Genomic DNA, 13,449 nt, shown 5'->3' with positions numbered 1-13,449 from the left:
GGCGATCGGGTGGGAGCACGCTACTGAACCAAGCGGCCATACTTCATCCGATTTTCGCAAACGTGTCTCTAATGCTTCGAGGCGCCGCGGGCGCTCCTTCGGCGTAATCGGCTTGCCGGCCGGCTTTCGTTGATGAGATCGACCAGAGCGGTTTCGTACCGGTCTTCGAACTTGTCGGGTTCGAAGTTGCCGGCCTTCTGCTCGACGATATGCCGGGCGAGATCGAGCATGTCCTGGGTGACTTTGACGTCCTGGATCTCGTCGAATATTCGGCCGGATCGCGGACTTCGTACGGGTAGCGCAGTAGCGTCCCCATCAGGCCTTTGTCGAGTGGCTCCAGCGGGATGATGTGCTCGCGGTTGGTCAGCACCACGCGCCCGATCGCGACCTTCTCCATCTCGCGGATCGTTTCCCGGATTACCGCAAAGGCATCGTGACCGACCTTGCCGTCGGGCATGAGGTAGTAGGGGCGGATCAGGAAACGCGGGTCGATCTCGCTGCGGTCGACGAACTCGTCGATCTCGATCGTCCGAGTAGACCAGGGCGACGTTCTCGAGTTCCTCCTTGGTGACCTCAATGAACGTATCGGTGTCGACCTTGTAGCCCTTGACGATGTCCTCGTTGGGGGACCTCGTCGCCGGTGTCGGCATCGAGCTTCAGGTACTTGATGCGATGACCGGTCGCCCGGTTCAGCTGGTTGAAGAAGATCTTTCGCTCTCCCAGGTCGCCGGGTACAGCGCCACCGGGCAGGTGACGAGCGAGAGCCTCAGAAATCCTTTCAATGGCGGAGAGAGTGGGACTCCCATCCCCTATGCCGCGATTGCCCGAAAACAGCCGAAAAACAAGGATTCCCGAAAAGCCCGGCCGGATTTTGTGACCACCGTTGTGTACCACCGCGACGGCCATTTCGGCCGTCAATCTCGGACGATTTCGAGACGCTTGAGGTCGCCGGTCGCCCTGACCGTTGCTCTATCCGGACTTCCCGGCGTCTATGCGGTCGAGACGTAGCCGGTGTCGATGGTCGGTAAGCAGGCGAGCGCCTCCCAGGACGGCCGCCAGCGTTCCCAGGCCGGTGCCGCCGGCGATCAGGAACATGATTAGCAATTGATATTTGACCGCATCGACCGGCTCGACGCCGGCAAGGATCTGGCCAGTCATCATCCCGGGCAGAGAAACGAGGCCGATCGCCGCCATGCTGTTCATGATCGGCATAAACCCACTTCTCAAGGCGTCCCGTATGATCGGCAGCATTGCTTGGTGTCGGGTGCCGCCTAGTGCCAGACAAGCTTCTACGGCGGCCCGTTCGCGCACCAAGCTGTTCGTCAGCACGTCCAGGCCAAGGCTTATTCCGGTCATGGTGTTGCCCAACATCATGCCCAGCAGAGGCAGCGCATAGCGCGGATGGTACCAAGGATCGGGGCGTAACTCGGTCAGGAGCGCGAACATCGTGACGGTACCGGCAGCGAGTAGCGTACATGTCGCTCCCAGGCCGTATTTCCAGACGCCCGTAAGACGCCGCTTCTGCCGCGCGACGATTTCCCGCGAGGCGAAGAGAACCAGGATGAACGCGGCGAGTGCGGTCCAGATCGGCGAGACCGCGGCAAACAGGAACGTCAGCACGTATCCGACGAGAACGAGCTGAACGACCATCCGAACGGTCGCGATGGCCAGTTGCTTCTCAAGTTTGAGGCGGAGAACAAGCGAGAGGACGCCATCCATGACGACAAGGAGCGCGGGTAGGATCAGATCGCCGTACGAAAGCTGAATGTACGTCACTGCCGGCTTTCCTTGATGCAGCCGTCAGGGCTCATCGCGAATATCCTTGATCCGACACGTCGCGCTTGAGCGTCATCATGGGTGCTCCAGATGACGCTCGTTCCATCCGCGACACGTTCGGCAATCAAAGCCTCGACGGCGGCGGCGGATGCCGAGTCGAGCGCCGAAGTCGGCTCATCCAGTAGCAGGACGCGCGACCGCAGCATCAGCCCCCGCACAAGCCCCAATCGCTGTCTCTCGCCCGTCGAAAGTCTCTGAACCGGCCAAGGTCCGCAGTCGTCTGGAAGGCCAAGACGCATGACCAGCGGTAGCGCATCATCCCAGGCCGTGAAGTGCTCCTGCACGATGTCGGACCACCAGCCCGGCTCGGCGGCGAGATAGGTCACTCGCTTTCGCCAGGTGGGGGCGGGCATAGACTCCCTAGGCGTTCCGTCAAGCTTGACCGCCCCTTCGTTGGGGTCGAGGTCCGCGATCGAGCGAAGCAGCAAGGTCTTCCCGACGCCGGATGGTCCCTGCAGGGCGACGCATTCGCCGTCCTGCAGATCGAATGACACTGAGATGTGCAAGCGCTTGAGCCTGCTGACCGTCAGCATGCGTCAAAGCTTGAGCTGGAAGCGATCGGCAATCCGACGGGCGATCTCCGCCGGTGCCTCGATCGGGTACGGATGCACCGAGCTCACGTTGATCTCGCCGAGTACGTAGCTGTCGCTCCCGTCGGACTGGACAGCACCGAGCATAAAGTCCGCATCCCAGATGGCTGGCAGGTCACTTCGCGCGATATCCAGCAACGAGATCAGCTGCGGCGTCCACTCGTTCTCCATCAGCCGCCGCAGCCGCTGAAAGCGAGGGTCGGCGTTTGACGTGTAGAGCCGCGGGCCGGCCCCGGCACGCGCTGTCGGCGTCTCCACCAGGGCTTTGACCTTGTGGTGACCGAAGCCGGTGCATCGGTTGCCGGCCATGTAACAACGCACGACGCCCTCATCTAAGCGGGGCTGGAAAGCTTGGTCGACCACACTGCCGTTCTCGAAATACTCCGCACAGCGGCGGAGAAAATCGTCCAGCGTCAGTTCCTCGGGCGTGTCTTTGGTCGCGTCCAGCACCCTGATCATGGATGAGGTCGGCAGCTTCTCGACCTTCCAGACGCCCCGGCCACCGTTGCCCCGGTTGCGCTTGATCACGCGCGGGCCGGAGGCGAGCCGCGCCGGCAGCTCCGCGCGCATCGCAGCGGCGGTTTGGTACAGCGCCGTGTCGCTTCCCCAGCCCATGGAGCGGGTGCGATAGAGGACCTCCTTGGTGCCCATCTTGAGGATGACGTCCGGATGAGCGCTTACCCAAACGCCTTGCGCGGCGACGTCGCGCAGCAGGGCATCGAGACCGGCCCGGTTCCGACCGTCTTGGATAGGGTTGACCCAGACGAGTACGCCGTCAACCGCGAGCAGCTGTTCGCGGACGGCGTCTGCGAAGCTCTCGTCGTAGATCACGGGGCGCCCTTTGACGCCGACGGCGGCAAGCGCATCGAAGACGTCGACGAAGCGACCGCTTTTCGGGGTGGCATCTCGACGCGCGGCGGCGTCTCCTCGCGAGAGGATGGCTACCGTGCGTCGGGCAGAAGAGTGTTTTTCGGTGTCCATGCGCAAGCTCCACGTGTTGCGTGCTGCGCAGAGCTTGGACCGAAGTCTCGCCGGGAGTCTGCTTAATCCCGCCCAGGCAGTCTACGTGATATCGCGAGGATCCTTCAAGCGGCGGCTTTCTTGACTGGCGTGTTGACGCAGGGAAGAGGTCGCTTCCGTTCCGGACGGCGGTGAAATTTTCGTGACGTTCGGTTTCACGCGCCCGAGCGATCGCGGGTTGACAGCCTGGCCGAGTGAGTTTTTAGTCGCGTGACGGGGATATGCGATCTCCCCGCGAGGCGTCATGCTCAAGAATCGCGTCCTGATCACCAAGGGCGCAGCATGTCAGCATTGTACACCTACCTTTCACCCGACAAACTATCTCGATTGTTAGGCTCGGCGGCCGCGCCGACGCTGGGCCAGCTCGCGGCTTCGCGCTGCGCTTCGCGCATGTTCGACGACGCCATCGAGCGGGTGAACCCAGGTCTCTTCCTACACGACCGAGGTTGCCGCGACACGATCAGGGGATCGCACGATGGTCCGGCCAACAAGGTCAGGTGAGGCCGGATGCGGGACTACTTCTGGGGCTGGGACAACCAGGAGATCAGACATGCGAACATCGATGATCTATCAGGTAGCGATAATCGTGACCCTTGCGGCGGGACTCGCGCCTTCCCGCGCCCTTACCCAAGACGAGCTTGTCGCCAAGATCCAGGCGGCCGGCTACTCGCAGGTAACCGACGTCAAATCGACCGCCGAAGGCATCACCGCCAAGGCGGTGAAGGACGGCAAGCCGGTGACGCTCGTCATTGACAGCAGCGGCCAGATCAAAGAACGAAACTGAGGTGGAGGGAGTACGATGAAACGCGCAGTCTGGCCCCTCATCGTGATCGGCCTCGTTCTCGCCTACCTGCCTTTCGTCTACATGGCACGCGCGCAAGCGATCGATTGGCAAAAGGTCGACGAGACCCTCGGCCGGAAGGCTGCGGTCTCCGATGACGTCCACCGCTACGGCTTCCCACGTAGCGACCTTTCGGTGACCCTGGACGGCGTGACGATCAAGCCTTCACTGGCGCTTGGCGGATGGGTCGCCTTCAAACCTGGGCACGGTGGCGCCATGGTCATGGGGGACCTTGTGCTGCTCGAGACCGAAATTAACCCTGTGATGGCGAAGATGATCGCGAGCGGTCTCGAAATCACAGCCGTGCACAATCATCTGCTGCGCGCGAGCCCGGCGACGTTCTACATGCACGTGGCCGGTCACGGCGACCCCCTCAAGCTGGCCTCGGCGATCCATGATGCGCTGGCCGAGAGCACGACGCCGCTGACTATCGCGGCCCCCGCGAGCCCACCGCCCGCCGTGGACCTCGATACGGCGAAGCTCGACCAGATCATCGGCGTTAAAGGCCAAGCAAACGGCGGCGTCTACCAGTTCAACGTGAAGCGGCTCGACCCGATCACGCAAGACGGCACGCCGTTGACGCCCGTCGGCCCGATGGGCGTGGCGATCGGCATCAATTTCCAGCCGACCGGGGGCGGGAAGTCCGCCATCACGGGCGACTTCGTGCTGACGGCCGACGAGGTCAACCCCGTCATCGTGGCGCTCCAGACGCACGGCATCGAGGTGACGGCGCTGCACAGTCACATGCTCGATGAGCAGCCGAGGCTGTTCTTCATGCACTTTTGGGCGAATGACGGCGCGATCCGGCTTGCCGAAGGCTTGCGCGCTGCACTGGACAAGACGGCGAGCACGAAGAACTGAGGCGAAAATCGCAAAGGAGGCGATCCGATGTCCTACCGGGCCAAGCCGCTGCTCGCCCTAGCGTTCATGTCGATCTCGTTGATGGGAGCGTCCGCCGTGGCTCAGACCTTGAATTTCGATGACGCTCCCGCGGGAACGTCGCCTGAAGGTTGGATCCTCACGATGACTGGCCGGGGAGAGGCGAACTGGACCGTTGAGCCAGACCACACGGCGCCGAGCAAGCCGAACGTCCTCAAGCAATCCGGCAGGGCGACTTTCCCAGTGGCGCTCCAAATGGGTACCGTCATCCGCGACGGCTTCGTCGAGGTGAAATTCAAGGCGGTCGCCGGCTCCGAGGATCGCGCTGCGGGACTCATCTGGCGCGCGAAGGACGCCGACAACTACTACGTCGTCCGGGCAAACGCTTTGGAGGACAATGTCGTGCTCTACAAGACGCTCAACGGCGTTCGAACGTCTCTGGATATCGTAGGTCGCAAAGGCGGATATGGCATGAAAGCGCCCGTGGCCTCCGGCCAGTGGCACGTGCTGCGCTGCGATTTCACAGGAACGCGGTTCAGGGTGACGTACGACGGACGGCAGTTGTTCGATGTGGAGGACGCCACAATATCCCAATCGGGCATGATCGGCCTGTGGACCAAGGCGGATAGCGTGACCCTGTTTGATGATCTGACGTATGGTGAGGTCAAATAGGTCCCTGTCCCGTTGCCGGAGATAACGATGAACTCTCGACCCCTGATGGTCGCGACTGCCTTGGTGATCGCTTCCGTCTGCCCGCTGCGGGCAGACGAAAACTTGGTCGCCTACAAATCACTAACTCCAGAGTTGGCATTCGATCTCGCACGCGCCGCGTTGAACAGCTGCCGCTCCCGGGGATTCCAAGTCGCGGTCGCCGTGGTTGATCGTTTCGGCGTGACGCAAGTAATGCTGCGTGATCGCTTTGCAGGTCCTCACACACCGCCAACGGCGGCAGGCAAGGCTTGGACGGCCGCGTCGTTCAGGACCAGTACGACTGAGCTCAATGCGATCAGTCAACCCGGCATGATGCAGGCGGGCGTTCGCCATCTTCCTGGAGTAGTCATCATAGGAGGGGGACTGGTGGTCGAAGCCACCGGCTCGCTGGTCGCAGCGGTAGGTGTCTCCGGAGCTCCGGGTGGCGACGCCGACGAAGCATGCGCGAGGGACGGTATCGACGCCATCCGCGACAGGCTGGAGTTCTGACCTGAGTATCGAGCGGTTCCAGTACCTAGATTGGAACTCGACCGAATCGCCAGCGAGGGCCCTCCCGCTGCGGCGCTAAAAGTAAGAGCAATCTGTGAACTAGCTCATTTTAGGTTGAAGGAGATCGTGCCCTAAGAGGAAGTCGAGTTCGAGGATTGCACCAGGAGGCGGGCAATGGCGATCACCACCGAGAGGACCTCGTTCACCAAAGACATCCAAGGCCGCTACCTCTGCAACAACCTAGCGGAGGTTGATGCGTGGAAATCCACAGGCGGGCGACCATTCGATTTCATCATCGTGGGAGGCGGTACGTTCGGCTCGGCTATCGCCGAGCATCTGTGGTTCCGACAGAAGCAGAGTGGCGGCGCATTGCGGACACTGGTCGTAGACGCCGGGCTGTTCACCGTTCCTGAGCACGTCCAGAACACGGGGATCCAGGGGTTCGGCGATCCGGCCAATCCATTCTTTCTGGACGAAAACCTGCCGCAGCCTGAGCCGCCACGCAACGAGGTTTGGGGCATTCCTTGGAAATCGACCATTCCCTTCAAGGGACTGGCGTATACACTCGGAGGCCGATCACTCTATTGGGGCGGTTGGTCGCCTCGTCTGCTGGACGAGGAGATGTCGGGTTGGCCGGCAAATACCGTAGCCGATCTGAACTGCCGCTATTTCGACGAGAGTTCGCGGCAGATCGGTGTCGACGAGGCGAACGACTTCATTTTCGGCGAACTACAGAACGCGCTTCGTCGTCAGCTCTTCGATAATTTGTCCAGCGTGCCTGGGGCGGTTACGCTCGACGCGCTCCCGCCCTCGCCGCTGCTGAAGCCTGGCGCGGACCCCGCACAGTTGCTCGGTCTGTCGTCAAGCGGCGGGCTTTCGCAAAACGACCTGCTGAACATGCTAAAGCTCGAAGCGCCGCTTGCCGTACAGGCGCGCCCGCCACATGCGGGGTTCTTCCCGCTCAACAAGTTCAGCGTCGTTCCGCTGCTCATGAAGGCGGCCCGGACCGCGGCGAGCGACTCCAACGGCAATGATTCCGTCAAGGAATTCATGGTGCTGCCCGATACGCATGTGCTGACGCTGCGCTCCGTGCCGACCGCGGCAGGGACATGGCGCATCTCCGGCATCGAGACGAGCCGCGGCCCGATTGACCTGGCTCCGGGCGGTGCTGTCATCATGGCGCTCGGCACGATCGAGAACGCGCGGCTCGCTCTGGCATCGTTCGATGCCGGACTTCCGACCCTGCCGCTCATCGGCAAGAACCTGATCGCTCACCTTCGCTCGAACATCGTCATCCGCGTGCCGCGCTCGGCGATTCCCGGGCTTTCGTCGGCGGTGAACGAACTGCAGACCGCGGCCATGTTCGTGAAGGGCCGGGCGACGCGCCCCAATGGTGACCTTATCGGTCACTTCCACCTTCAGATTGCTGCGAGCGGCGGCGGCAATACCATAGGCGGCGAGGACGAACTCTATCGAAAGGTGCCGGACGTCGACTTCTACGACCAACTGCGGACTTCGACCGATACGCATGTCGCAATTGCAATCAGGGGCCTCGGAGAGATGGAGCCGGCCGATCCGGCCAATCCCGCCGCTCATCCAAGCCGGGTCGATTTGAGCGCGCGCACCGACGAATACGGGGTTCGTCGCGCATCGGTTGCACTAACACCGACACAGCGAGATCGCGATCTTTGGGCCGCTATGGATGCGACAATGCAGAAGGTCGCCGCCATCTTCGCGAACGGGCAGCCGATGCAGGTGCTCCAGAGCAACCAGGACGGGCTCGGGACGACGCATCATGAAGCCGGGACGCTTTGGATGGGCACCGACCCGGCCGCGAGCGTTACCGATGGCAACGGACGCTTCCATCACACTGAAAACTTGTATGCGGCAGGCCCCGCGCTGTTCCCGAGCATCGGCTCTCCCAACCCCATGCTGACCGGGATCGCGCTGTCGCGCCGCACGGGCGACCTGATCATGGCGCCGCCACCCTTCGTGGCCGATGCGGGGTTCGAGACGCTATTCGATGGTACCACTCTTGGCGACTGGACAATGTCGACAATCAGCAACCAGCCCGGTCGGAATGACCCTGGCTCGTTCCGCGTCCGGCGCGGCGTGCTCGAGGCGCGAACGGGAACGAACCTCGGGCTGCTCTGGCTGAAGCGCCCCACGCCTCCTCGCTACGTTCTGCGGCTGCAATGGATGATGACGGCACCCGACGACATTTCGGGCGTCTTCATCGGCTTCCCCGACCCTCGAAACGAAGGCTACGACAACACGGCCTATGTCGGCGTCAACTTCGGCTTCGAAATTCAGATCGACGAATTGGCCCGACCGGACAAGGCACCGATCCACAGGACAGGTGCAGTATACTCCTTCAAGGGGCCGACCGAGGGTCCGCTGACTGTCCATCCCGTCGGAGAATGGAACAGCTATGAGATCACCGTCGATGGTACGGACATCACCGTCGTGCTGAACGGTCAGACGGTAAACATCTTCCATTTCACCGGCGACCCGCAGTCTCCGCGCCGCGGTCTGCCGTCGACCGCGCAGGACCCGCGCTTCATCGGCCTGCAGACACATACGGGCCAAGTGCTCTTTCGCAACATCCAGTGGAAGCCGCTGGAAGGCGCTGTGGCATGACTTTGATGCCACTCGGATCATTGGGCGCCGTCGAAACACACGGAACGGTGACGTTCGGACTGTGGCTCCCCTGGGTGTCGGCGGCCGACGGCAACGTCGTCACCGTGAAGATCATTCATGAGGCAGATCAGTTTCTCCAGGCGTTTCCAGCTCGAGAGTTCCAGCTTACACATAGTGTTCGTCCGCCGTATGGGGACTTCTGGTCGGTCACGGTACCCGTCGCCGGCACGCCGCCCGCAGTGCCGGGCTCAGCCTGGGGCAATCCGGGCCGCTACGTCTATCGCTACACGATCACGAATCCGACCGTAGGCACGCTCGACTGGATCATCGACCCCTTCGCACGCGAGTTCGGTGTCGGCAAGCAGTCCGCCTTCACCCTGGGCTATGAGCCTTACGCCTGGAGTGCGGGCGAGGCGCGATGGCGGACGCCGGCGCTGGCAGATCTTATCCTCTATGAGGTGAACATCGGCGAGTTCGGCAGCGACCTCAATCGAGCCCGCGGTTTCGCCGCCTACCTCGCTGACCTCGGTATCAACGCCATCGAGATCATGCCGCTGTCCAACGTCGGCAACTCGGTCGACTGGGGCTATCTGCCGATCGGCTATTTCGGCGTCGACGAACGCTTCGGCAACCGGTGGAATTTCCAGCAACTGGTCGACATCTGCCATCAGCACGGGATCGCGGTGATCGTGGACGTCGTCTATGGCCATACGGGGGTAGATTTCCCGTACTACGACGCCTACACGCGGCTGCGGTACCTCGACAATCCGTTCATGGGGCCGTTTGCGAAGGACTTCTTCAGCAATTTCGGCAAGAGCACGGATTTCAATCGGGATATCACGCGGGACTTCTTTTTCACCGCCAATCACCATTGGCTCGAGGTCTATCACATCGACGGCTTCCGCTACGACTGCGTCCCGAACTACTGGGACGGGCCGATGGGCGTGGGCTATGCGAGCCTCGTCTATGAGACGCACCAACTGACCAAGGCGAACATCGCGGCAGGTCGCCCCTACTGGAGCCGCTTCGACGCAGGGGCGGGCAAGCCGCTGACGCTGGTGCAAATGGCCGAACAGCTCGAAGCCCCGGAGGACGTGCTGCGCTCGACCTATTCCAACTGCACCTGGCAGAACGGCACCTATGGCGCTGCGCGCGCGGTTGCCCATGGGGATCACGGCCGGCTCGCCGACCTCGGTCTGCAGCTGGGCCTCTTCGGCTACCCCGACCGGGAGACTGTCAATGGCGACGAGATCCCCAAGACTGCGCTTCAATACGTCGAGAACCACGATCACGAACGCTTCCTCTGCAATTTCGGGACCTCCAATCCCGACGAAGCCGGCAATCCGCTGTTCGCCGAGGGCGACCGGACGCTTTGGTACATGCTGCAGCCCTATTTGATCTGCCTGCTGATGAGCAAGGGCATTCCGATGCTCTGGCAAGGCGAGGAATTCGCCGAAAACTACTTTCTGCCCGACTTTGGAATGGGCCGGGTCTCGCTGCTGCGGCCGATGCGATGGGATTTCTTCTACGATGAGTCCGGCCGACCGATCGTGAGCCTGATCCGCAGGCTGCTGCGGATCCGGCGGCAACGCGACCACATTCGTCAGGGCACGTACTTCTTCTTCAACGATTGGGATCGCTATCAGCAGTTCGGAGTTCTGCTGTTCGCGCGCTACGCAGGCGCCCAGTACACGTTGGTTGCTGTCAATTTCAGCGACACCGACCGGACCATCCCCTTCTGGTTTCCAATGGCCGGCAACTACGTCGAAGAGCTGCATGGCGGCGCTCTCGACCTGAGAAACGTGCTTTCGCTCCGGCAAGTAGATCTAGATATCCCGTCTCATTATGGACGGATCTGGACGCTGATGTAGGCCCGGCGACTGCCCTTACGCCCAGTTCACGGCAGGGTCGATATTAGGACGCGGACTCATTAAGGCGCAGCCATAGTCTGATTGACGCGAGTTGAACGAATGCGAGGTAGTTGGCAGCGAGCCTATCGTAGCGCGTCGCCACCCGACGACATTGTTTGATCCTGTTGAAGAACCGCTCGACCTGGTTGCGAGCACGATAGAGATAGGGGCTGAAGCAGATCGGATCGCTTCGATTGCTTTTCGGCGGGATGTTGGCCCACGCGCCCTTCTTCATGGCAAGCTCCCTGATCCAGTCCGCATCATAGCCACGGTCAGCAAGCAGCATCGACCCGGATTTCAGACGAGACAGCAGTTTTCCGGCGAGTCGAACGTCATGGGCCTCACCCGGGCTCAGCGCCAGCCGTACCGGCAGACCATTGCCATCGACCACCGCATGGATTTTGCTCGTCAAGCCGCCGCGGGACCTTCCCATCGATTGGCGCTGGTTCCTTGTGATGCAGGCTCCATGCTGATGCACGCGGACAATGGAGGTGTCGATCATTTGGACAGCGGCATCATGGGCAGTGGCAAGCGCTTCTATGATGCGGCCCCAAACACCTGCCCGCCGCCACCTAACGAAACGGTTGTAGCAAGTGGTGTATGGGCCAAACGCCGTCGGCAGATCACGCCAGGGTGCTCCTGATCGGAGGACCCAGAAGATGCCATTCAGGACCCGTCTGTCGTTCACCCGAGGAACGCCACGCGGCTTGTTCGGCAGCATCGGCTTGATGGCAGTCCATTCATGGTCGGCGAGTTCGTAGCGCATGATTCGAGTCCCCAGTTCGGGAGCTTGAATCACGGCAGTCCGGCCAAACGCAACTCTCCTGGCCCGCTCTTGGTACGGCGCTTACGGACATGAGCGGACATCAACCAGTCCTCAATCCCTGCCAAATGCGTCGAAAATGACCCAGAGCGGTCGTGAGGCTGTCAGGTTCACAAGCCGGCTAGATGACCCCACGCTGGTGCGGCAGCTAGACCAGAGGGGCAACGTCCGAGCAGGTTCAATTCATTTTTCCTTTTCGGCACGCTTTCTTAGGTGAGGACTGTCATGCAAGACCACGTTCAGCAGGGAATTATGGACCTCCAGTGATCCGTTGTATTTGATGAACCCAAGCTTGCGGAACTTGTTCATGAACATGCTGACGCGCGACCTGGTGGTCCCGACCATCTCCGCGAGTGTCTCCTGGCTTATCTTCGCTATGACCGGCTCGGGCTTACTCTCCTTGCCGAAGTTCGCCATCAAGAGGAGCACCCTCGCCAGACGCTTCTCACTGGAATTAAAAAGTTGGTCGACCAAGTCCTCCTCGACTCGGGCGTTCCTAGACAACAGGTGAGCCATGAACATCTCAGAGAATTTCGGCTCGTCATGGAGCACACGCACGATAGCTGCCTTTTCGAGCCGCATGATGACGCACTCCGTCACCGTTACGACCGTCGCCACCCGCAGCGGATGCCCATTTAGGCAGCTCTCACCGAAGAAGTCCCCATTTCCGTGGAGCGCGACGACCGCCTCCTTGCCCTGCTCGGAGACGACGCAGACCTTGACCTTGCCCTCCTGAATGTAGAAGACCGCATCACCGGGGTCTCCCTGAGAGAAGACCTTCCGATTCTTCCGATAGTTTGAAACGGTCCTCCCCGAGGCCACGGTGTGGAGGAACTCCTGGACGTCGAAGGGCTGCTTCTTCGTTGCCTTGGCCACGCTTCCCGCCTTTAATTATCAACTGGCTTACATTCTAGGGCAAACCGAACATCAGGAAAACCCGGCCCGGATGTCGGTGGCAGTGTAGTGGCACGTGTCCCCGGCGGCCAGGTGAGCACTAAAGCTCAGATTTCGGCTCCAAATGTGCGCAGACTCGTTCGTTATGGAGATGCCGAACCAAGAGGCGTCCCAGTAACAGAGGAGCTGAATTATGGGTGTCATCCTTCCGTTCTTATCAGCGGGCGTGTTCGAGCCGAACGATATTGAGGCGATGTCCCTGGCTTGTGAGGAAGTCTGCCATTACCTTCATATCAACGGCGACACACGGGCTCGCGAGACCATCGCCACGAGAGTCATCGAGCTGGCCCAGCGCGGCGAACGTTGCCCCACAGTCTTGCGCGACCGGGTGCTTGCGGGAATGAACGCTGGCCCCGGACGATGGCTGACGGGGTTTGGCGTCGTCTCAGGGACGCCCGCCAATGATGATCTCAGGCTGTCCACTTCTGGGCGATTGTGTTGAAGAAGTCGGCCTGTAGATATCTAGCGGCGACCTAACTCACTAACGACACGTTAATTTCCTTTGGCATGTGAGCACTACTGACCAGCGCCGAGCCCAGCGGCGGTTCCACAGTGGGTCCCATCACCGCCCACCACGGCAACTACCGGTGACTGAGAGTTCTGTAACGCTCCCGCCTGATCAAGGCGTGCAACATGTTCCGCCATCCCCGAACGCTATGTCCAGCGTGCCGAACAGAAGCGGTGCTGGCTCGGATTACGCTCGGCCAATTTGGCTTCGATATCCGGACGTTTGAGTGCCCGGCGTGCAAGGACGTC

General features: G+C 61.3%; 12 protein-coding genes and 1 pseudogene. 7 read left to right on the top strand and 6 right to left on the bottom strand.

The annotated features are described in order from the left end of the window. Positions 1–84 precede the first annotated feature (84 nt). From ku to JQ572_RS00050, 4 genes and pseudogenes are all read right to left on the bottom strand, one after another. Positions 85–806, bottom strand: a pseudogene (gene ku / locus JQ572_RS00065) (non-homologous end joining protein Ku); the annotation flags it as partial. A gap of 163 nt (positions 807–969) precedes the next feature. Continuing rightward, positions 970–1,776, bottom strand: a complete 807-nt coding sequence (locus JQ572_RS00060) for an ABC transporter permease (protein ID WP_211380966.1) — start codon at positions 1,774–1,776, stop codon at positions 970–972. Next, entirely contained in the window at positions 1,773–2,369 is a 597-nt protein-coding gene (locus JQ572_RS00055; protein WP_211380965.1) for an ABC transporter ATP-binding protein, read from the bottom strand. The genes JQ572_RS00060 and JQ572_RS00055 overlap by 4 nt, the downstream gene beginning before the upstream one ends. Before the next feature lie 3 nt (positions 2,370–2,372). Next, positions 2,373–3,407, bottom strand: coding sequence for a Cj0069 family protein (locus JQ572_RS00050; RefSeq protein ID WP_211380964.1), 1,035 nt, complete (start codon positions 3,405–3,407; stop codon positions 2,373–2,375). A 589-nt stretch (positions 3,408–3,996) separates the two neighbouring features. Between JQ572_RS00050 and JQ572_RS00045 the strand changes: the two genes are divergently transcribed. The 6 genes from JQ572_RS00045 (at position 3,997) to JQ572_RS00020 (ending at position 10,877) form a co-directional block, all read left to right on the top strand. After that, a complete protein-coding gene (locus JQ572_RS00045) occupies positions 3,997–4,230 on the top strand; it encodes a PepSY domain-containing protein (protein ID WP_211380963.1) in 234 nt (77 codons plus the stop codon). A 15-nt stretch (positions 4,231–4,245) separates the two neighbouring features. Further along, a complete protein-coding gene (locus JQ572_RS00040) occupies positions 4,246–5,148 on the top strand; it encodes a DUF1259 domain-containing protein (protein ID WP_211380962.1) in 903 nt (300 codons plus the stop codon). 27 nt (positions 5,149–5,175) lie between these two features. Further along, positions 5,176–5,838, top strand: a complete 663-nt coding sequence (locus tag JQ572_RS00035; protein WP_249128780.1) for a hypothetical protein — start codon at positions 5,176–5,178, stop codon at positions 5,836–5,838. Between the two features lie 27 nt (positions 5,839–5,865). Continuing rightward, the gene (locus JQ572_RS00030) at positions 5,866–6,366 is read left to right on the top strand and encodes a GlcG/HbpS family heme-binding protein (protein WP_211380961.1); all 501 of its coding nucleotides are present in this window, start codon (positions 5,866–5,868) and stop codon (positions 6,364–6,366) included. Between the two features lie 174 nt (positions 6,367–6,540). Beyond that, entirely contained in the window at positions 6,541–9,006 is a 2,466-nt protein-coding gene (locus JQ572_RS00025; protein WP_211380960.1) for a 3-keto-alpha-glucoside-1,2-lyase-like domain-containing protein, read from the top strand. Beyond that, positions 9,003–10,877 carry an alpha-amylase family glycosyl hydrolase gene (locus JQ572_RS00020; protein WP_211380959.1) on the top strand — a complete coding sequence of 625 codons (1,875 nt, stop codon included), beginning with the start codon at positions 9,003–9,005 and terminating at the stop codon, positions 10,875–10,877. The genes JQ572_RS00025 and JQ572_RS00020 overlap by 4 nt, the downstream gene beginning before the upstream one ends. Before the next feature lie 43 nt (positions 10,878–10,920). Here the strand turns inward: JQ572_RS00020 and JQ572_RS00015 are convergent, their stop codons facing one another. Both JQ572_RS00015 and JQ572_RS00010 read right to left on the bottom strand, forming a co-directional pair. Next, positions 10,921–11,682: an IS5 family transposase gene (locus JQ572_RS00015; RefSeq protein WP_211380958.1), complete on the bottom strand. Its 762-nt coding sequence runs from the start codon at positions 11,680–11,682 to the stop codon at positions 10,921–10,923. Between the two features lie 240 nt (positions 11,683–11,922). Further along, the gene (locus tag JQ572_RS00010) at positions 11,923–12,615 is read right to left on the bottom strand and encodes a Crp/Fnr family transcriptional regulator (RefSeq protein WP_038944727.1); all 693 of its coding nucleotides are present in this window, start codon (positions 12,613–12,615) and stop codon (positions 11,923–11,925) included. A gap of 211 nt (positions 12,616–12,826) precedes the next feature. Between JQ572_RS00010 and JQ572_RS00005 the strand changes: the two genes are divergently transcribed. Further along, positions 12,827–13,135 (top strand): hypothetical protein, encoded by a 309-nt coding sequence (locus tag JQ572_RS00005; RefSeq protein ID WP_211380957.1) that lies wholly within the window; start codon positions 12,827–12,829, stop codon positions 13,133–13,135. Positions 13,136–13,449 lie beyond the last annotated feature (314 nt).

It is taken from the genome of Bradyrhizobium sp. SZCCT0153 (assembly GCF_018129995.1).
Classification (GTDB): Bacteria; Pseudomonadota; Alphaproteobacteria; order Rhizobiales; family Xanthobacteraceae; genus Bradyrhizobium; species Bradyrhizobium japonicum_G.
The sequence above is the reverse complement of the archived record's forward strand: the minus strand, read 5'-3'. Positions and strand labels throughout refer to the sequence as shown.